Genomic DNA, 19,965 nt, shown 5'->3' on the forward strand with positions numbered 1-19,965 from the left:
CCCGGCGGGCGGTAGAAGCGCGGGTGACATCGGTGGGGATGTCACGCATACTTTCCCCCATGAACGACAATGAAACGGAAGACGTCCCTCCCGTCCTGCCGCGTAGGCGAGACCCCGGTTTCATGTGGGTGATCGGCTCGTCGTTCGTGTGGCTTCCCCTGCTGGCCTTCATATTCCGCGGCGCGTTGGTCGGGGTGTTGGGATGGTTCACGCTCATCCTGATCCTCTTTTGGGTTCCGGCGTTCGTGGTCCTCAATGGGGTGCTGACGGCGGTGTGGGCGGCGCGGTGGTACGGGGGCGCGGCCCGCAGCAAGGCGGCCCGGACGTGCACTGGTCTTTGGTGGTTTTTCGCCGCGCTGGTCGTGGTGACCCCGGGGGATTTCACCGACGTGGACGATCAAGGGAATCCGCTGGGCGATCTCATGGAGCGGCTGGTGCCCGTGTTCGGCGGGCAGGCGGACTCGGACTCGGCGATTGCGGCTTTCTTCTCGTTCGTCGCCGTCGTTTGGTTGGCGGTGACGGTTTGGGTCGTGGTGCAGCAGAGTTCGCGTGTGCCCGGCCCCGGCTCCATCCCGGGCGCTGGCCCCGGCCCCAACCCAGGCGCCGGCCCCGGCTCCAACCCGGGCGCGGGCCCCGGCCCCAACCCTGGTCCGGCGCCCGGTCCCGGCTCACCGCCGCCGGTGGTTTAGGGCTCCGCGTTCGGCCGCGGGGGCGGCTTTTGCCATACTGGGAGCCATGACGGCGACGAAGCTTGACGGCAAGATGTACCGCGACGAGATCTTCGAGGATCTGGCCACGCGGGTGACGAAGTTGAAGGAAGCCGGCGTGACGCCGGGCTTGGCGACGGTCCTGGTCGGCGATGATCCGGGCAGCCATTCCTACGTGAAGATGAAGCACCGCGATTGCGAGCAGATCGGCATTTCCTCGATTCGCCGCGATCTGCCGGCGGAGACGACGCAGGAGGAGTTGGAGGCGGTCATCGCCGAGCTCAACGCCGACGATGCCTGCACGGGGTACATCGTGCAGTTGCCGTTGCCGAAGCACTTGGACGAGAACCGTATTTTGGGGCTCATCGATCCGGAGAAGGATGCCGATGGTCTGCATCCGGTGAATTTGGGCAAGTTGGTGCTCAATGAGCCGGCGCCGTTGCCGTGTACGCCGAATGGTTGCATTCATTTGCTGCGTCGTTTCGGCGTGGAGTTGGCGGGCGCGAAGGTGTGCGTCATCGGTCGCGGTGTGACGGTCGGTCGGCCGATTGGTTTGATGCTGACGCGCCGCAGCGAGAATTCCACGGTGACGCTGTGTCACACGGGGACGAAGGATCTGGCGGCGGAGACGCGGCAGGCGGATGTGGTCATCGCGGCGGCGGGCAAGGCGCACATGCTGACGGCGGACATGGTCAAGCCGGGTGCGGCGGTGCTTGATGTGGGGGTGTCGCGTTTGGACGGCAAGTTGGCCGGCGACGTGCATCCGGATGTGTGGGAGGTTGCGGGCGCGGTGTCTCCGAATCCGGGTGGCGTTGGTCCGCTCACGCGTGCGTTCCTGGTGCGCAATGTGGTCGAGCGCGCCGAGCGCTTGGCGGGTCTGTAGGGGTTGGCTTGACGACGCCGCCGCGCCCCCGTCGTTCGCCGCACCTTCCGGAAGGGGGCGCGGGGCGTTTCGGCGGGCGTGAAATCGCGGAGCGGGCGAGTCGTGATGATTTGCCCGATCCGATGGTGAATCCTCATTCGCCGGAGGGGCCTGCGCGGGGGGAGGCGTGGCCGGAGCGCGTCCGGTGGTTGTTGTACGGGGGCCTGTTTTTCGGCCTCGGCGCTGCGGCGGTGTTTCTCGGGCTGGAGCGGTGGCGGCGGGCGACGTTCATGCTCGGGGTGACCATGATGTATTTGGGCGTCATCCGTCAGTTTTTGCCCGATTCGCTGTTGGGTGTGTTCAGCGTCCGGTCGATGAAGTTCGACCTGTGGTTCTGTCTCCTCGTCGGTGGCGGCATGGTGTTTTTGGCCAGCTCGGTCGACGCGTTGGGGAGCTAGACCGGGGCGGCGAGGAACTTCCGGACGATGCCGTCGACGCGTTCGAATTCGGTGAGGAAGCCGTCGTGGCCGACGGCCGATTCGATGGTTTCCAGGCCCATGCAGTTGCCGAGGTTTCGGGCCAGGTGTTCCTGCTGGTGGAACGGGTACAGGATGTCGGTGTCCACGCCGGCGACCATGGTGGGCACCGTCGAGGAGGCCAGGGCGTCGTTCATGCCGCCGCGGCCCCGGCCGATGTCATGGCGGTTGAGGGTGTCGGTGAGCACCACGTAGGAGCCGGCGTCGAAGCGTGCAGCGAGTTTGTCCGCCTGGTGGTCCAGGTAGCTTTCCACCTGGAAGCGGTCGGTGGTGCGCATCGGGCCGAGGGGGTTTTCGCCGGGTTGGGCGGCGGCGCCGAAGCGGTCGTCGAGTTCCAGTTCGCCGCGGTAGGTCAGGTGGGCGACGCGGCGGGCGAAGCCGAGGCCGTGGACGGGGCGTTCGCCGGTGCCGTAGTAGTCGCCGCCGTGCCAGGCGGGATCGTTTTCGATGAACTGGATCTGCGCGGACTGAATGCCGATCTGCCAGGCGCTGGCGCGGGCGCCGACGCACAGGACCAGGGCGCGGCCGACTTCGTCGGGGTGCATCAGCGACCACTCCAGGGTGCGGGCGCCGCCCAGTGAGCCGCCGATGACCGCCACGACCGATTCGATGCCGAGCTTCTTCAGGGCCATGCGTTCGACGGTGACGGTGTCGCGCACCGAAATGGCCGGGAAGCGCGAACCCCATGCGCCGCCGTCCGGGTGCTCCGACGACGGTCCGGTGGTGCCTCGGCAGCCGCCGATGACGTTGGTGCAGATGATGCAGTACTCGTCGGTGTCCAATGCCCGGCCGGAACCGATCATGCCGTTCCACCAGCCCGGCGTCGGGTGGTCGTCGTCGCACGGACCCGAGGCGTGGGCGTCGCCGGTCAGGGCGTGCTGCAGCAGGATGACGTTCGATGCGTCGGCGTTGAGGCGTCCCCACCGCTCGAAGGCGACGGTGACGTCCGGGATGGTGGCGCCGGCCTCCGTGGTGACGTCGCCGATCTGGACGTACCCGGGCCGACCTTCGGGCGGGAGAGTGATGTTCATCGAAATCAAGACTACTTGGTCTAGTAGTTCCCGGGAAACCGCATCGCGGTCGGGTGCGCCGGTCGACGACGCGGCCCTCGGGTCGGACGGACGCCCATCACGGGGGCGGTCACGGTCGACGAATCAACGATCTTCGGCGGAGAAGCTCCCGGCGGGCATCCGCGCGAGCTGACGATCGATGAGATCGCGGCCCCGCTGCGCCGTCATTCGCGTCGGTTCGGTGAGGCGGGCCACGGCGATGCCGTCGAGCATCGAGAGCAGCAGCGCCGCCTCCTCCCGATCGCCCACGGCGGCGGCGAGATCGTCTTCCACGAGCTGCCACGATTCCCGGTACCCGGGGGCCGCCGGGCCGTCGGTGGCGGCTAATCCGGCGAAGGCCAGCCAGGCCGCGGTCGCCGCCCGCGTGTGGTCCGAATCGTCGGCGCAGCCGGCCAGCAGGTGGCAGGCAGCGCGGAGGCGTTCGGTGGGAGAGTCGATGGTCGCGAGCGTCGCCTCGAGGGTTTTCCGGAATGATGCGGCGGTGTGTTCGTAGGCGGCGACGATGAGCTGGTCGCGTGTGGAGAAGTGGTGCTGCACCGCGCCGGGCGACAATTCCGCCGCCGAGGCGACCTTGCGTACGGTGGCATGCTCCGCGCCCCGGGTGGCGAGCAGGGCGGTCGTGGCGTCGAGGATCAGCTCTCGGGTAGTTGCGGAGTTCCTGGTCATTCTTTCACCGTAGATCGCGATCGCGAAAAAATACATTCGTATTGACGTGGCGGCGTCGGGGATGCACAATGACCCCAAACCATACGACTGTATTGAAGGGGTGTCATGAACGAATCGTCTCGCAGGGATGTCCAGCCCGCCGATGAATCGCCGAGGTTGTCCGACGCGGATCGGTCGGCTGCGATGGAGGCTTTGGCCGATCATCTCGCCGCCGGGCGTTTGGACGTCGACGAGTTCGATGCCCGCTCGGCGCTCGTCGTCGCGGCGATCTGTGACGTCGATCTGGTGCCGGCGTTTCGGGGGCTCGGAGGGCCTCCCGCCGAAACGGCGCCCGACCCCGAAATGGCGCGCATTCGCACCCGCGGGCGTCTCGTCGAGGGGCTCGACTGGTTTGGCGTGGCCCTTGCCGTCGTTCTCGGCGTGCTGTTCATGGTCACGGGCTGGGCCCCGCCGGCGGTCGCCATGGTGTCCATCGTGGTGTGTTCCATCGGTGGACGCATCGTCCTCGACTTCGGCGAGGACTCCGAATATGAGGCTCTGAAGAAGGCCGACCGCCGCCGGCGCATCGAACGCATCGAAGGCGCCGACGATCGGCCGGCCGGCGAGTGAGACGGGGGTTCGGCGCCGACCCGAGCCCCGTCGCCGGCTACTTGCCGATGGCCGCGAACGCGCCCTCGAGGTCGGCGATGATGTCGTCGACGTTTTCGATGCCCACGGCCAGCCGGACGGTCGCCTGCGAAATGCCGGCGCGGGCGAGACCGTGCTCGTCGGACTGCGAGTGGGTGGTGGTGGCCGGGTGGACGACCAGCGAGCGGACGTCGCCGATGTTGGCCACGTTGGAGTGCAGCTTCAGGGCGTCGATGAACGTCCACGCCTCGTCCTTGCCGGCGTCGGCGAGATCGAAGGATAGCACGCCGCCGGCGCCGGCCAGGCCCAGCTTCTCCTTCGTCGCGTGCCAGGGCGACGACTTCAGTCCGGCGTAGTTGACCTTGGCCACGCTCGCGCGGCCCTCGAGGTACTCGGCGACCTTCTGGGCGTTGGAGTTGTGGCGCTCGATGCGCAGCGCCAGGGTGTCCAGGCCCTGCGCCAGCACCCACGCGTTGAACGGGGCGGGGGCGGCGCCGGTGTCGCGGAGGATGCCGGCGCGGGCGCGCAGCGCGAACGCCGGGGCGCCCAGGTCGGCGAACTTCAGGCCGTGGTAGGCCTCGTCGGCCTCGGTGAAGTTGGGGTGGACGTCGCCGCGGCCCTCGCGGGTCTGCGTCCAGTCGAACTTGCCGCCGTCGACGAGGATGCCGCCGAGGGCCGAACCGTTGCCGGTCAGGTACTTGGTGGTCGACGACACCACGATGTCGGCGCCGAGCTCCAGGGGGCGCAGCAGCGCCGGGGTGGCCACGGTGTTGTCGACGATGAGCGGCACGTTGTTGCGGTGCGCGACCTCGGCGACGGTGGCGACGTCGAGGATGTCGGCCAGGGGGTTGGCGATGGTCTCGGCGTAGAAGCCGACGGTGTTGTCCTGCACGGCGGCCTGCCACGACTCCGGGTCGTCCGGGTTTTCCACGAACGTCGCGTCGATGCCCAGGCGCGGCAGCGTCACCTTGAACAGGGTCTCCGTGCCGCCGTACAGGCGCGGCGAGGTGACGATGTGGTCGCCCGCGCGCGCCAGCGTGAGAATCGCGGCGGTCTCCGCGGCCTGGCCGGACGAGAACAGCACGCCGGCCACGCCGCCCTCGAGGCTGGCCAGGCGCTGCTCGACGGCGTCGACCGTGGGGTTGGTCAGGCGGGTGTAAATCGGACCGGGGTCGGAGAGGTTGAACCGGTTCGCGGCGTGCTCGGCGGAGTCGAACACGTAGGAGGTGGTGTTGTAAATCGGCAGGTTGCGCGAGCTGGTCTGCGCGTCGGGGGACTGGCCGACGTGGATGGCGCGGGTTTCCAGCGCCCAGTCGGCGGCACCGGAATTGTCGTAGCGGGTGGTCATGGCTTTCGTCCTTTCGTCGTCGTGCCGCACATCGCGTGCGCGGAACACTCCCGCCACCGTAATGAACCGAGCTGTCTAGTGCAAAATAATGGTGAAATCCGCCGGTCGCGGGACAGTGAACCATGCGGTACGCCATGTCCCGGGGATCGGGCCGCTGACCGGGGGACGGGACGTCGTCAAGCAGTGCCCCTGCTTTGCGACGACGCCCACGAAAAAACGCCCCGCCTCCCGGAAGGGGAAGCGGGGCGTCCGATCAGCCGGACCTACTTGCGCAGGCCGTCGATGATCTCGTTGAACTCGGCGGACGGACGCATGATGGCGGTGGTCTTCTCGTCGTCCGGCAGGAAGTAGCCGCCCAGATCGGCCGGCTCACCCTGAGCATCGAGCAGGGTCTGCGCGATGGACTCCTCCTTGGCGGCGAGCGCCTCGGCCACCGGGGCGAAAACCTCCTTCAGCTCGGCGCTGTCGTCCTGCGCCGCCAGCTCCTGCGCCCAGTACAGCGCCAGGTAGAAGTGCGAGCCGCGGTTGTCGATCTCGCCGGCCTTGCGGGACGGGGACTTGCCGTTCTCCAGCAGCGTGGAAGTCGCGCGATCCAGGGCGTCGGCCAGGACGCCGGCGCGCGGGTCGTCGTCATGCGAACCGGCGTAGCGCAGCGACTCGGCCAGGGCCAGGAACTCGCCCAGCGAATCCCAGCGGAGGTGGTTCTCCTCCTGCACCTGCTGGACGTGCTTCGGGGCGGAGCCGCCGGCACCGGTCTCGAACAGGCCGCCGCCCGCCATCAGCGGGACGACCGACAGCATCTTCGCCGACGTGCCCAGCTCCATGATCGGGAACAGGTCGGTCAGGTAGTCGCGCAGCACGTTGCCCGTGACGGAAATGGTGTTCTTGCCCTCGCGGATGCGCTCCACGGACAGCTTCGTCGCTGCCACCGGGTCCATGATGCGGATGTCCAGGCCCTCGGTGTCGTGATCCTTCAGGTACTCCTTGACCTTCGTGATCAGGTTCGCATCGTGGGCGCGGGACGGGTCCAGCCAGAAGACGGCCGGGTCGCCGGTGGCGCGGGCGCGGTTGACGGCCAACTTCACCCAGTCGCGGATCGGGGCGTCCTTGGTCTGGCAGGAACGCCAGATGTCGCCGCGGGCGACGTGGTGCTCGATGAGCACGTCGCCGGCCGAGTTGAGCACCTGCAGCACGCCGTTCTCCGGCATCTGGAAGGTCTTGTCGTGCGAGCCGTACTCCTCGGCCTTCTGGGCCATCAGGCCGACGTTCGGGACCGTGCCCATCGTGGTCGGGTCGTAGGCGCCGTTGGCGCGGCAGTCGTCGATGACCGCCTGGTAGACGCCGGCGTAGGAGGAGTCCGGGATCACCGCGAGGGTGTCCTTCTCCTCTCCGTCCGGGCCCCAGCCCTTGCCGCCGTTGCGGATCAGCGCCGGCATGGAGGCGTCGATGATGACGTCCGACGGCACGTGCAGGTTGGTGATGCCCTTGTCCGAGTTGACCATGTACAGCGCCGGGCCGTCGGCCAGGTCGCGCTCGATGGCGGCCTTGACGGCGGAGGCGGTGCCGACGTCGAGCTTGTGCAGGCCGTCGAGGATGGCGCCGATGCCGTAGTCCGGGGTGAGGTTCACGGAAGCCAGCTTGGCCTCGAACTTCGGGTACACCGACGGGAAGAAGGCCTTGATGACCTCGCCGAAGATCAGCGGGTCGGAGACCTTCATCATGGTGGCCTTCAGGTGCACGGAGAACAGGACGCCCTCGCGCTTGGCCTTCTTGATCTGCGACTTCAAAAACGACGACAGGATCTGCGCATTGATGCCCGTGCCGTCGATGATCTCGCCCTTCAGGACCGGCATGTCCTTCTTCAGCACGATCTCGTGGCCGTCGTCGGTCTCCAGGACGTAGGTCAGCTTGTCGTCCTGCTCCATGATCACGGACTTCTCGTTGTGGCGGAAGTCGTTGGAGGCCATGGTGGCGACGTTGGTCTTGGAGTCCGCCGACCACTCGCCCATGCGGTGCGGGTGCTTGCGGGCGTAGTTCTTCACGGCCTCCGGGGCGCGGCGGTCGGAGTTGCCCTCGCGCAGCACCGGGTTGACGGCGGAACCCTTGACCTTGTCGAACTTGGCGCGGTCGGCGCGCTCCTCCTCGGTCTCCGGCTGCGACAGGTACTTCGGAATGTCGTAGCCCTTCTCCTGCAGCTCGGCGACGGCGCGCTTGATCTGCGGAATGGAGGCCGAAATATTCGGCAGCTTGATGATGTTGGCCCCGGGCTCCTTCACCAGCTCGCCGAGGGCGGACAGCTCATCGTCGATTCGCTGGTCCTCGGAGAGACGCTCCGGGAACTGGGCGATGATGCGACCGGCGAGGGAGATGTCGCGGGTCTCGACGTTGATGCCGGCCTGTGCGGCGAACGCCTCGACGATGGGCTTCAGCGAGTAGGTCGCGAGAAGAGGAGCCTCGTCGGTGCGGGTCCAGATGATCGTGGCCATGTGGTGAGTTCTCCTATTTGGTGCAGGATCCGTGAATGTCTGTGAACTGTTGGAGACCACGATACCCACTTCGCCGTTTTGCTTCAGATGCGTGAAATGACGCTCTACCTGCGGTGTGATCCACGTAACGCTTGATTGTGTTGCAAGTCACCGATATTTCGCGGATATTTGCGGTGCGATGGCGGATGCGTCCAATCCGTCAATTACTAATTTAAGACACAAAACTACCCCCGCGCTGGGGAGGGCGGCGGGATGCCGTCCACCCCGACGCGGGGGCTTCATGCCGTCGGGCGAGTGGCCGACGAGGTGTCAGGCGCGGGAGTCGTCCGAGGCGTCCGCGCCGCCGTCCGAACCGGGGCCGTCTGAACCGGGGAAGGACGGGCGGTCGCCGAAGGGCTGGCCGTACTGGGATTGGCCGAACTGCGGGGACTGCTGCTGAGCACCGGCGCCGAACTGGGGCTGCCCGAACTGCGACTGGCCGTACGGGGACTGTCCGAACTGGGGCTGCTGGCTCTGCTGGGCCTGCTGATCCGAGCCGTACCGGGGCTGATCGAACTGCGGGGACTGCTGCGCCCCGTACGGGGACTGGCCGAACTGCGGGGACTGCTGCTGCGCACCGGCGCCGAACTGGGGCTGCTGGTTCGGCTGGTCCTGCTGCTGGGCGCCGTACTGGCCGTACTGGGGCCGGGGCGCCGCCGGCATGGCCGGAGCCGCGTACGTGCCGCCCAGCCACGCGCGGGTGTCGGCGAGGAAGGTCAGCACCGCCGCGGCGATCCAGGCCAGCATCAAGATGACCTGGCTGGTGGTGGAAACGACCCCGTCGACCTCCAGGGTGATGTCGAGGACGATGTAACTGAGGTACAGGGCGGCCAAGCCGATGGAGGCTCCGGCGAGCGGGATGACCGCCGTCGAGTCGTTGCCGCGCAGCACCTTCGGGATGAGGAGCACGGCCACGGCGAGCGACAGGATGTGGCCGGTCCCCGCCCCCATGGTCGGGAAGCCGTCGAGCAACATGAGCAGCATCTCGACCAGGGTGATGAGCAGACAGAACGCGGCGATGCCGCCGAGCGTGAACATGAGGGCCTTGGCGGCGCCCGGCACGGCGTCCATCAGCTGTGCGACGCTGCCCTGCGGGGAGGGCGCGCCCTGCTGCCGGGGCTGCGCCGGAGCCTGGGCCATGGCGGGGGCGGGGCCGTCGGCGGCACGGCCGTACGGCTGCGCGGGCATGGCCGGCTGCCCGTGGGGTGCGGAGGAGTCGGCTTCGGCCGCGTGGGTGTCACCGGCGGCGTCCTCGTCGGAGTGGTCCTGCGGGCTCGGCTGGGCGGCGGGGATGACCGTGGTGGCCTGATCGTCGTGCGAACCCTGGCCGCGGGAACCCTGACCGGGGGAGCCCTGGGCGGGCGCGGCGGTGGGCGCCTGCTGCTCGTCGGGGAAGGAGCCGGTGGTGGCCAGCGCGCGGAGTTCGGGGATGCCCATCCGCGGGGCGGATTCGTCGGCCAGTCGGGCGTCGTACTTCGCGCGGACCCGGTCGTCGCCGAGCACGGCCAGCGCCACGGAGTTTTCCTGGGCTCGCGCGTCATGGGAGGGGACCTCGTCGCGCTTGAGGCCCTCGAGAGTCTCGAGGATGCTCGCCCTGAGGTCGGACGTGGAGGAGTTCTTGTCGAGGCCGAGGCTCTCGTAGAAGTCGTAATGCGCGTTCACGCGGGTCCTTTCCGGGGTTTTTCGTCGACCGCCGGGGCACGGTGCTCCGGAGGCATTGCACGATTTTTCACGATAACCAACCCGCAGGGCATCCGCTATGATGACCGACTTCTTCCGGGTGGACCCATAACCTGCGGCTTCGTCGCCCGGACCAGCACTTTGACCGTATCGGTCACCCACGTTCGAGCACCCGCACCCGGGAGGATCATTGCCCAAGATCGTTCATCGACAGTCATTCTCGTCACACCGGCGGCCCGTGCCCCGCCAGGACGACGTGTCCGACGCGCGCCGCAATTGGGTCATCGCGGCCCTGTCGGTGGGTGCCTTCGGCATCGGCGTCACCGAATTCGTCGCCATGGGTTTGCTGCCGTACATCGCCGCGGACTTCGGACGCAGCGAGGCGGAGTCCGGGGCGGTCATCTCCATGTACGCCCTCGGCGTCGTCGTCGGCGCCCCGCTGATCACGGTGCTGACCGGGTCCGTGCCGCGACGCAGAATGCTCCTGCTGCTGATGGCGGCCTTCACCATCGGCAACGGCGCGACCGTGTGGGCGGGGTCGCTGGGGTCCTTCGGTGCGGTCATGGCCTCCCGCTTCATCGCCGGCATTCCCCACGGCGCGTACTTCTCGGTCGCCGCCCTCGTCGCGGCGTCGCTGGCCGCGCCGGGCAAACGCGGCCGCGCCGTCGCCCTGTCCGGGATGGGCCTGTCCGTGGCCACCGTCGCCGGCGTTCCCGCAGCGCAGGCGCTGGGCCAGCATTACGGCTGGCGGTCCGCGTTCGTGCTCGTCGCCGCCATCGGCGTCGCGGCGCTGGTGTCGCTGTGGTTCGCGGTGCCGCACATGAACCGCATGCCCGCCACCCGTCCGCTGGAGGAACTCGGCGCCCTGGCGACCCCGCAGGTGTGGTTCACCGTCGCCATCGGCACGGTGGGTTTCGGCGGCATGTTCGCCGTGTACACGTACATCACGTGGACCATGACGGAGGTCGGCGGTCTGGCAGAGACGCTCATGTGGCTGGTGCTCATGGCCTACGGCGTGGGCATGGTCGCGGGCACGTACCTCGGCGGCTGGGTAAGCGACCGGGTGGGCGACATGGGCCTGCTGTGGACGCTCATCGCGATGGCGGTCGCCCTGGTCGCGTTTTTCTTCACGGCGCCGCTGGGCTGGCCGGCGGTGATCAACTTCGGCGTGATCGGCATGCTCGGTTCGACGCTGGTGCCCAACCTGCAGACCCGCCTGATGGACGTCGCCGGTCGCGCCCAGACTCTCGCCGCCGCGTTGAATCAGGCGGCCCTCAACATGGCCAATGCGGGTGGTGCGGCCATCGGCGGCGCCGTCATCGCCGCGGGCTTCGGCTACCGGGCCCCGGCGTTGGCGGGTGCGGCCATGGCCGTCGCCGCGATTCTGGTGTGGGCCCCGGCGGCGTGGCTGCGGGCCCGGTCCCGACGGTCCGGGGCGGACCGGGACAAGGCCGTCCTGCAGGCCTGACCCCGGACCCGCCTCCCGGCGCCGTTGGCCGCTGCGGCGGGACGCGGGCCGTCGTCACGCGGATCCGGGCTGGGAAGTAGGCTGCCGGGCATGCCGCTCACCATCGCAACCATCAACGTCAACGGCATCCGCGCAGCCGTGAAGAAGCGCCACGAGGACAACCCGGGCATGCTGCCCTGGCTGGAGGACACCTCCGCCGACGTGGTGTTGCTGCAGGAGGTCCGCGCCACCGACGATCAGGCCCGTGCGGCTCTGGCCCCGGCCCTGGAAGCGGGATGGCACTGGATCGGCGCGGAAAACGAGCTGGCCAAGGGGCGCGCGGGGGTGGGCATCCTGTCGCGGGCGGAGCTTGACGACGTCCGCGTGGGGTTCGGTTCCGACGAGTTCGACCGGATGGGCCGCTACGTGTCGGGCGTGTTGCGTGCCGGGGATTCCGGAATCGCCGAGGACGTGCTCATCGCCAGCCTCTACCTGCCGTCGGGATCGGCGAAGACGGAGAAGCAGGACGAGAAGTACCGGTTCCTCGACGCGTTTTCCGGCCACCTCGCCGAGCTGGGGGCGGCGGGCCGGGAGGGCGCGCACGCCGTCATCGGCGGCGACTGGAACATCTGCCACCGCGAGCAGGACCTGAAGAATTGGCGCACCAACCGCACCAAGTCCGGGTTCCTGCCGCAGGAGCGGGCGTGGATGGACTCCGTTTTCGGCACCTTCCCCGACGAGGCGCCGCAGGACACCCGACTCAACGCGTCGGCCCGCGAACTCGCCGCCGGCGTCTTCACCGACGGGTCGGAGTGGACCCCGCCCGCGGTCAACGCCGACCCCGACTGGTTCGACGTCACCCGCCGCCTGCACCCCGACGCCGACGGCCCGTGGTCGTGGTGGACCTACCGCGGCCAGGCGTTCGACACCGACGCGGGATGGCGCATCGACTACCAGGCCGCGACGAAGCCGATGCTCGACCGCGCCGTGTCGTCCGTCGTGGACAAGCCGTCGGCCTACGACCGGCGGTGGACCGACCACGCGCCGGTCATCGTCGAATACCGCTAGGCCCGCGCCCTGGGTCGGGTCAGGACTGCCGGAGCATCGAGGCGATGCCGTCGGCGATGCCGCGGGCGTACCGGACCCGCCACTCGCGGGTCTCCAGGGCCTTGGCCTCGGCTGGGTCGTCGATGTTGCCCGCGGAGACGATCACCTCCGGGGTCCCGAACGACGACGGCGTGCCGAACGCGGGGGACAGGCCGTCGACGACGTCGCCGGGCCGCCCCTCCTCGTCGTACCGGTTGCCCGGGGAGAACCGGTGGAACACGAGGGCGTCGCGGATGCCCGCCGCCAGGTCCGCGGTGCCGGGGTCGGCGAAACCGTCCGCTCCCTCGTACAGGCCGGTCACCCGAGTTCCGGAGAACCCCGGGCCCTCCTCGTCGACCACGACGTTGATCACCGCGTCGAATGATCCTGCGGCGTCGGCATCGGCGGCGTCCTTGCCATCGACATCGGCGTGGGCATCTGCATCGGAGAGGTCACCGTCGGGCAGCTCGACGACGGTCGCCCCGCGGCCGCGCAGTTCCGCCACCGTAGCGTCGGCCAGTGCCTCCGCGACGTCGCCGATGTCCGCGCGCACGCCGATCACCGCACCCGACAACGGAGAGACGGCTTCCCCCTCGGGGGCGACGATCGGCTGTCGGCGCGGCAGCCTGGCGGGATCCGGGTGCGCCGGCGGGTGCGGCGACGACGTCAGCACCTCCTCGAGCTCGGTGCCGGGAAACATCGCGTCGACGGCGAAAATCGTCGTCGGGCCATCCCGGTACACCGGGGTCAACCCGTCGGTCCACCACGCCCACGATCGGCTGGCCAACGCCGCACCGCCGGCCATGCCGGCCGAAGGCGGGGACACGAACACGTACCGGATGCCGAGCTTGCGCAGCGCGACATCGACGTCGTTGACGGCATTCGGATCGCCCGGAACACCGGTGCCGGCGAGGTCGAGGTCGTCGAGCGCTTCCCTGCTCATCACGGAATTTTCGTCCGGCCACGGGAAATGGGTGAACAGCGACGGCAGTCCGTTCAGCGCGTACATCCAGCCCGACCCCTCTGCGGGGTTGACCAGGACATGGCCCTCCATCGCGTGGGGCCGCCGCGCCAACCACTCCATCGCGCGCCGGTCCGCGTCCGAAACGTACGTGCTCCCGCGGCTGGCCGTCATGGTCAGTCGGGCATCGTCACCGGTCGCCCACGACACCGGGACGAGCACCAGCGACGCCACCGCCGCCGCCACCGTCGCCGCGGCGGTCGCACGTCGGGTGGGCGACCGTTCCGCCACCCCCGGCGCACCTTCCCATGGGGCCGACGACGCGGACGAGGGGCCGTCGTCACGCCACCGCCCGCGACGCACCGACGACCATGCCCGAAGAACCAGCTCCGCCACCCACGCGACCGCGACGCCGATGCACACCAGACGCAGCACACCCATCGGCGCCTGCAGGCGATAGGCCATGTCATAGAAGAACGTGCCCAACACGCGCAGCCACTCGCCCAACGGATCCGCCCATCGGGCCTGCGCATTGTCCGCGACCACGCCCAGGACCACGAGCCCTAACACCGGCCACGGCGTCCACGGCCGACGGCGCAACAGCAGAACGACCGCACCCACCAGGGTCAGGACCACCGCCGGCGGGTACCAGCCGATCGCCTGCGTGTGATTCGACTGGCCCGTCACCGTCCACCACGCCGACTGGGCGCGATCGATGCCGACCTGCCCGTGATACTCGGCGACGGAATCACCCGAACCCGCCGCCGACACCAGAACCGGCGCCAGCAACACCGCCACGATCGCGGCCGTGACGAGCAGGCGCACCAGAGAACCCGCGCGCGGGCGGGTCAGCCACCACAACAGGACAAAGACCGCCAGGGCCACCGCAGCCGCCGGATGCGCCAGGAACACCCCCGCCAGTGCGGGAACCGCCGCCACCGTGCGGCCCGTGATCAACAGCGCCAGCGACGCCGGAATAGTCGCGACGGCCAACAGGTACGGCAGCGACCCCGTGACCATCAGCGCCCCGGTGATCTCCGGCAACGCGATCGACGCCACCGCAGCCGCCGGGGCGGCCACCACCGCCCACCGGGGGCCCGCCACGACCCACGTCACAAACGCGGCCCCCGCGGGCAACAGCACCATCGGGGCCACCGCACCGAATACGTTGGCCTGGAGGATCGGGTCACCCGGCAGCAGGGAGCCCAGCGCGTGCCAGGCCGCGGGGTAGAACATCTCCGCGGCGGTCTCGCGGTTCATCAGCTCGCCCGCCCGCGTCGGCGATGCGATGCCTTCGTCGGCCACCCAACGCAGAAAGTTGTTGTGCCACTGCAGGTCCCACGCCTGGCGGAGGTTCGACCCGCCGTCCGGCAAATCCCGCAGCGGCAGCAGGTACCTCACCGAACCGACCACCGTCACCGCGGCTGCCGTCACCGCAGTGGCCCACTCGGCGGCCGTCGGACGCATGGGGGAGCGGCCCAAGGACGGCCGGGGGTGCGCATCGGCGCCCGGAATGAACCGTCGCGCCAGATACGCGATCGCCGTCGCACCCGCCCACACGGCCAGAAACATCGGCCAACCCCAGCCGATGCCCAGCGCACCGGCCGCCCACGCCCCGAAGCCCGCGACTCCCACGGTGATCGGACCCGCTGCGGCGAGAGCGGGCATGGGGCGCAGGCCCGCGGCCATGCCGGTGACCCCGCCCGGCGCGATCAAAAGCAGGGCGGTCACGACGGCTGCCAGGAGCACGGAACCTCACTCGGACAAGGGGAATGCGGGGCACGGGGCGGGGATGGAACGGAGCGCGGAATCGGCGTCGGATGCCGCGCGCCCTCCCCCCCCCCTCCCGGGGCGCGTCCCGGAAAATCACAGGTAGACGTACACGGTATCCAAGTCGCTCTTGCACTCGAAGAGGGCGTCGCCGTCTCCGTCGGTGGTTTCCTCGCACGTGAAGTCGACGTCCTTCTCGAGGAGATCGTCGTAGGCGGTGATCGAAACGGGCGCATCGTCGAGGCTATGGCCGACCAGGTCGGACGCGACCTCCTCGGCGGTGAGGCAGGTGGTCAGGGAGCTGGCGGCTCCGACCCACTTGACGCCCGTGGGCGCCTCGCAGGAGTGGGAGACGTCGAGCCCGGTGCCGAAGTACCCGGGAGGAGCGGAAAACTCGCCGTCGTCGGCGGGCGTGGAGGGGGTCGTGGGCACCTCCGTGGAGGGCTCCCGCGGGGTGGAGGTCGGGGTGCTGGTAGCGGAGCTGGTCGTCGAGGTCGTGCTTTCCGACGTCGTGTCCGTCCCACTGGCGACGGGCTCCTCGTCGTCGCCGCCGAGGAAGAAAATCAGGCCGCCGACGATGGCGATCAGCGCCACCAGGGCAACGATGATGCCGACGATGAGGCCGGTGTTGCCCTTGCCCCCGTTCTGGTCGGGGCCTCCAGGACCGCCGGGCGCACCGGGCGCACCGTACGCGCCGTAGACCCCCTGCTGCTGTCCCGGCCCCGACGCGTAGGGGCTGCTCTCCCATGCCAGGGTCCGGTCGTCACCCTGTTGACCGGGCTCGCCGTAGGGCTGTTGGTAGGGGCCGGGCTGGCCCTGCGGGCCGTAGGGCTGCTGGTAGGGGTTGGGCTGGCCCTGCTGGCCGTAGGGCTGCTGGTAGGGGTCGGACGGGCCCTGCTGACCGTAGGGGCCGGAACCGCCTGCTCCGGAATACGGTCCGCCCTGACCCCAGGGCTGATCCCCGAAGCCGTCGCCTCCGCCGTCGTTCGGTCGGTTCGAGTTCATTGTCCGTCCCTCCGATGAATTTGGCCATCGGCGGCTGTCGCCGTCGTCGGCCGACCCAAAAATTTATACCCAGACCATATATCGGGTACGCACGGGTGGCACGGAATTGTCTCCGGGCGTCCGGTCGGCGGCGACGACCCGGCCCGGCGGCGAATTCAGCCCGGCGGCGAACTCAGTACGGATAGACGTACACGACGGCGTTGCGGCCGCCCTCGCACTTGAACACCGGATCCCGTTCGGAATCCCTGGCGCGGCGGCAGGACATCGAGATGTTCTCCTGGGTCGCCGCACTGTATGCGGTGACCGTCAGCGGGGCGTCGGAGATGTCTGCGTAGGCGAGTTTGAGTGCGATGTTCTCGGCGAAACCGCAGGTGGTGGTCGAGTGGCCGGTGCCGACCCAGCTGGTGCCGATAACGTCGTCGCACGCACGGTAGGTGTTCAGGCCCACTCCGTATTGTCCGGGGCCGGCGATGTACCTGTCCGAGCCGCCGCTGCCGCCGGCGTCGCCGGATCCGTCGGTGCTGGAGGCCGGCGTGGTCGTCCGGGTGCGCGTTTCGGTGACGGTCGCGGTTTCCGTCCGGGTGCGCGTCGACGGAGAGGCGTCTTCGGGAGTTCGATCGGTGGCCGGGAGGGAGTCGTCGACCATCGTGGTCTCGCGGGCCTCGACGTCGGCGTCGTCGTCGCGCATGAACAGGACGACGCCGACGCCGGCGACGATCACCAGCGCCGCAATGGCCCCGATGAGGCCGATGAGCAGGCCCCGGTTACCGCCCCCGCCGTCGTGCGGTCGCTGCGGCGGCGGGGAGGGCTGAAAGGGGTGCTCCGGCGGCTGGTGGGGCCGCCAGTCGGAGGGGCGATCGAAATCCCTCTCGTCGAACGGGTCGAATTGCGAATCCATGGTGTGGGTCTCCTAGCGTCCGATCGTGGCGGTGATTCCCCGGATCACGGCCCGCGCCATTTCCGCGCGGCCGTCCTCCGACGCCAGCAGGACGATGTCCGCGGAGTCCCGCATGTTCCCGAACTCGACGAGCACCTTCGGCTTGGTCGACAGGTTCAGCCCGGTGAGATCGCTGCGGTGGTCGATGCCGTCGACGCCGAGGTAGTTCGACGGGGCGAACCCGCCGGCGAGGAATCCGTCCCGGATGTTGGCGGCGAGCACCGCGGACCCTGCGGCGTCGTTGCCGGGCAGTGGGTCGGCGACGGTGATGACGTGGAAACCCCGGTTTCCCTCGCCGGACCCGTCGGCATGCAGGCTGACGACGACATCGGCGGGGGAGGCGTTTTCCTTCTCGGCGCGCAGGTCGATGCAATCGGCGACCCCGGAGTCGTCCTCGCGGGAGAGCAGGACGGTGGCGCCGAGGGCTTCGAGTCGATCCTTGATTTCCAGGGCCATCAGCCAGTTGAAGGTGTGCTCCGGCCACCCGTCGTCGGCGGTGGTGCCGGATACCTGGCAGGGCTTGGTTCCGCCGCGGCCGTCCGGGACTTGCGGGTTGTCGGCGGGCATCACCGCGGCGTGCCCCGGGTCGAGGTAGATGGTGCGGCCCGTGAGGTCTCCGTCGTCCGGGGCCGGCGTCGATTCGGGCGACGTCGGCGCGGTCGACGTGGATGCGCCCGACTTGCCCGACGATCCCCGTGTGGGGTTGGGCGCGTCGCGGCCCTGCGCGATGGACGTGCTTGGCGACGCGTGCGCGTCGGCATCGCCGCGAGCATCCCCGCCGACGTCGCCGATGGTGCATCCGGCCATCAGCATCGCGGTGGCCGCGATGACGAGGCCCTGCCCGGAACAGCGGGAAAATGTGTTCACGTCCACCACATTAATAAGGGGCGACCGAACCGCGGCGACTCCGAACGGGTTTCCGGCGAATACGGGGGGAGGTTTCGGAACGGCGCGGTCGTTTGTGCAAGACTCGGGGGACGTGACAATCGGGACTCCGTACCCGTGGCGGGGCCTTTTTCGGCCCTGCGGCAGCGGGTGCCCGGAAGTGACCCGGGTTCGCCGGGAGCTGCGGAAAGGGGAACGGCATGGATGATCGCAACTATGGGCCCGCAGACGGGAACATGGACTTGAGCGGGCGGCACTTCGGTGACGGCCCGCCGCGCGACGACGCCCCGGGCACCGCCGACGACTTCGATCTCGCGGCGTTCACCCGCAGCCTCGACGGTGACGCCGCCGGTTTCGGCGTGTGGAGCATCATCGCCGGTGGCGTCCTCGTCGCCTTGACGGTCCTCGCCTTCGTCTACGGCTGGCCGCTGTGGACCGTGATCCCGTGCATCCTCGGTCTCGTCGTCTTGGGCGTCGTCGGCGTGCTGCGTCGCCCGCCGGTCGCCCCGCTGGAGCTGACCGCCGTCGAGCGTGAGCGGGTGCGCCGCGTCCTCGACGAGCACGGCGCCCGGGCCGCCGTCGCCCTGGTCCGCGCCCTGTACCCGGGCGAGTCGAGCGTCGCGGCGACGAAGACCGTCCGGCTGCTGCTCGAGCGCAGCTGACCCGGGCCGCGCGGCGCGGCACCCGACGCCCCGTCCGACGCCCGACGCGAAACGGCCCGCCGGGGCGAACTAGACTGCCGGTCATGGCAACTGAGCAGGATCCGACCACCACCACCGATTCGACCGCCGCCCCGGCGCCCGCCCCGGCCGCCGGCGCCCCGGAACGCCGCCAGCGCGTGCTGTCCGGCATCCAGCCGACGGCGGACTCGTACCACCTGGGCAATTACCTGGGTGCGGTCAAGCAGTGGATCGGCCTGCAGGACGACTTCGACGCCTACTACTTCATTCCGGACCTGCACGCGATCACGGTGCAGCAGGATCCCAAGGAGCTGCGCCAGCGCACCATCGCCGGTGCGGCGCAGCTCATCGCGCTGGGCATCGACCCGGCGAAGTCGGTGCTGTTCGTGCAGTCGCACGTCCCGGAGCATGCCGAGCTGAGCTGGGTGCTCACGTGCCTGACCGGTTTCGGCGAGGCGTCGCGGATGACGCAGTTCAAGGACAAGTCCGCCAAGCAGGGTTCGGACCACACGTCGGCGGGCCTGTTCGCCTACCCGATGTTGATGGCGGCCGACATTCTGCTCTACCGCCCGCAGCTGGTGCCGGTGGGCGAGGATCAGCGTCAGCATCTGGAGTTGGCGCGCACGCTCGCGCAGCGTTTCAATTCGCGATACAAGAAGACGTTCGTCGTTCCGGAGGCGCACATTCTGGAGGGGTCGGCGAAGATCTACGATCTGCAGGATCCGACGTCGAAGATGAGCAAGTCGGGCTCGAACCCGAAGGGCATCGTCAATCTGCTCGATGATCCGAAGGTGTCGGCCAAGCGCATCCGGTCGGCGGTGACGGACAACGACGGCGAGATCCGCTTCGACCGCGAGAACAAGCCGGGCGTGTCCAATCTGCTGGTCATCCAGTCGAGCCTGACGGGCGTGCCCATCGACGACATCGTGTCCGGGTACCAGACGTCGGGTGCGGGCTATGGCCAGCTCAAGAGCGATACGGCGGAGGCGCTGGAGGCCTTCACCACTCCGCTGCGGGCCCGGTACGACGAGCTGATGGCCGATCGCGGCGAGCTGGAGCGCATCCTCGCCGATGGTGCGGTCCGCGCGCGCGACGTCGCGTCGCGCACGTTGGAGCAGGTGTACGAGCGGGTCGGTTTCCTCCGTTCGTCCGTTCGGTAACGGCTTCGTTTCA

Annotated in this window: 17 protein-coding genes; 8 read left to right on the forward strand and 9 right to left on the reverse strand. The window is 69.2% G+C overall.

Features of this window, described 5'->3' with window-relative positions:
- Window positions 1-59 precede the first annotated feature (59 nt).
- From CFREN_RS02105 to CFREN_RS02115, 3 genes are all read left to right on the forward strand, one after another.
- Window positions 60-689, forward strand: coding sequence for a hypothetical protein (locus CFREN_RS02105; protein WP_209654165.1), 630 nt, complete (start codon window positions 60-62; stop codon window positions 687-689).
- Window positions 690-735: 46 nt separating this feature from the next.
- Window positions 736-1,590, forward strand: coding sequence for a bifunctional methylenetetrahydrofolate dehydrogenase/methenyltetrahydrofolate cyclohydrolase (locus CFREN_RS02110; protein ID WP_209654164.1), 855 nt, complete (start codon window positions 736-738; stop codon window positions 1,588-1,590).
- A gap of 122 nt (window positions 1,591-1,712) precedes the next feature.
- Entirely contained in the window at window positions 1,713-2,027 is a 315-nt protein-coding gene (locus CFREN_RS02115) for a DUF3017 domain-containing protein (RefSeq protein WP_052053938.1), read from the forward strand.
- On the opposite strand, the gene metX is transcribed toward CFREN_RS02115, so the two are convergent.
- Both metX and CFREN_RS02125 read right to left on the reverse strand, forming a co-directional pair.
- The gene (gene metX / locus CFREN_RS02120) at window positions 2,024-3,136 is read right to left on the reverse strand and encodes a homoserine O-acetyltransferase MetX (RefSeq protein WP_209654163.1); all 1,113 of its coding nucleotides are present in this window, start codon (window positions 3,134-3,136) and stop codon (window positions 2,024-2,026) included. The genes CFREN_RS02115 and metX overlap by 4 nt on opposite strands.
- Window positions 3,137-3,259: 123 nt before the next feature.
- Complete coding sequence (locus CFREN_RS02125; protein ID WP_209654162.1) at window positions 3,260-3,841, reverse strand: TetR/AcrR family transcriptional regulator; 582 nt, start codon at window positions 3,839-3,841, stop codon at window positions 3,260-3,262.
- A gap of 105 nt (window positions 3,842-3,946) precedes the next feature.
- On the opposite strand from CFREN_RS02125, the gene CFREN_RS02130 reads away from it, so the two are divergent.
- Window positions 3,947-4,450, forward strand: coding sequence for a DUF1707 SHOCT-like domain-containing protein (locus CFREN_RS02130; RefSeq protein ID WP_209654161.1), 504 nt, complete (start codon window positions 3,947-3,949; stop codon window positions 4,448-4,450).
- Window positions 4,451-4,487: 37 nt separating this feature from the next.
- Here the strand turns inward: CFREN_RS02130 and CFREN_RS02135 are convergent, their stop codons facing one another.
- The 3 genes from CFREN_RS02135 to CFREN_RS02145 all read right to left on the reverse strand — a co-directional run bounded on the left by CFREN_RS02135 (window position 4,488) and on the right by CFREN_RS02145 (window position 10,003).
- Window positions 4,488-5,816: an O-acetylhomoserine/O-acetylserine sulfhydrylase gene (locus CFREN_RS02135; RefSeq protein ID WP_209654160.1), complete on the reverse strand. Its 1,329-nt coding sequence runs from the start codon at window positions 5,814-5,816 to the stop codon at window positions 4,488-4,490.
- A 263-nt stretch (window positions 5,817-6,079) separates the two neighbouring features.
- Window positions 6,080-8,302 (reverse strand): NADP-dependent isocitrate dehydrogenase, encoded by a 2,223-nt coding sequence (locus CFREN_RS02140; protein WP_035119872.1) that lies wholly within the window; start codon window positions 8,300-8,302, stop codon window positions 6,080-6,082.
- Window positions 8,303-8,611: 309 nt separating this feature from the next.
- Complete coding sequence (locus tag CFREN_RS02145; protein ID WP_209654159.1) at window positions 8,612-10,003, reverse strand: hypothetical protein; 1,392 nt, start codon at window positions 10,001-10,003, stop codon at window positions 8,612-8,614.
- A 208-nt stretch (window positions 10,004-10,211) separates the two neighbouring features.
- Here CFREN_RS02145 and CFREN_RS02150 point away from each other — a divergent pair, with 208 nt between their 5' ends.
- On the forward strand, window positions 10,212-11,489 hold the full coding sequence (locus CFREN_RS02150; protein ID WP_244979558.1) for an MFS transporter: 1,278 nt from the start codon (window positions 10,212-10,214) through the stop codon (window positions 11,487-11,489).
- Window positions 11,490-11,579: 90 nt separating this feature from the next.
- Window positions 11,580-12,536 (forward strand): exodeoxyribonuclease III, encoded by a 957-nt coding sequence (locus CFREN_RS02155; protein WP_070519283.1) that lies wholly within the window; start codon window positions 11,580-11,582, stop codon window positions 12,534-12,536.
- A gap of 19 nt (window positions 12,537-12,555) precedes the next feature.
- On the opposite strand, the gene CFREN_RS02160 is transcribed toward CFREN_RS02155, so the two are convergent.
- The 4 genes from CFREN_RS02160 to CFREN_RS02175 all read right to left on the reverse strand — a co-directional run bounded on the left by CFREN_RS02160 (window position 12,556) and on the right by CFREN_RS02175 (window position 18,094).
- The gene (locus CFREN_RS02160) at window positions 12,556-15,264 is read right to left on the reverse strand and encodes a DUF6541 family protein (RefSeq protein WP_209654158.1); all 2,709 of its coding nucleotides are present in this window, start codon (window positions 15,262-15,264) and stop codon (window positions 12,556-12,558) included.
- A gap of 117 nt (window positions 15,265-15,381) precedes the next feature.
- Complete coding sequence (locus CFREN_RS02165) at window positions 15,382-16,290, reverse strand: flagellar basal body-associated FliL family protein (protein WP_209654157.1); 909 nt, start codon at window positions 16,288-16,290, stop codon at window positions 15,382-15,384.
- Window positions 16,291-16,462: 172 nt separating this feature from the next.
- The gene (locus tag CFREN_RS02170) at window positions 16,463-17,188 is read right to left on the reverse strand and encodes a hypothetical protein (RefSeq protein ID WP_209654156.1); all 726 of its coding nucleotides are present in this window, start codon (window positions 17,186-17,188) and stop codon (window positions 16,463-16,465) included.
- A 12-nt stretch (window positions 17,189-17,200) separates the two neighbouring features.
- Window positions 17,201-18,094 (reverse strand): N-acetylmuramoyl-L-alanine amidase, encoded by an 894-nt coding sequence (locus CFREN_RS02175; protein ID WP_224371308.1) that lies wholly within the window; start codon window positions 18,092-18,094, stop codon window positions 17,201-17,203.
- A gap of 218 nt (window positions 18,095-18,312) precedes the next feature.
- Between CFREN_RS02175 and CFREN_RS02180 the strand changes: the two genes are divergently transcribed.
- Window positions 18,313-18,774: a hypothetical protein gene (locus CFREN_RS02180; protein ID WP_209654154.1), complete on the forward strand. Its 462-nt coding sequence runs from the start codon at window positions 18,313-18,315 to the stop codon at window positions 18,772-18,774.
- A gap of 83 nt (window positions 18,775-18,857) precedes the next feature.
- A complete protein-coding gene (gene trpS, locus CFREN_RS02185) occupies window positions 18,858-19,952 on the forward strand; it encodes a tryptophan--tRNA ligase (protein WP_209654152.1) in 1,095 nt (364 codons plus the stop codon).
- Window positions 19,953-19,965: the final 13 nt, after the last annotated feature.

Source organism: Corynebacterium freneyi (assembly GCF_030408835.1).
GTDB classification, from domain to species: domain Bacteria; phylum Actinomycetota; class Actinomycetes; order Mycobacteriales; family Mycobacteriaceae; genus Corynebacterium; species Corynebacterium freneyi.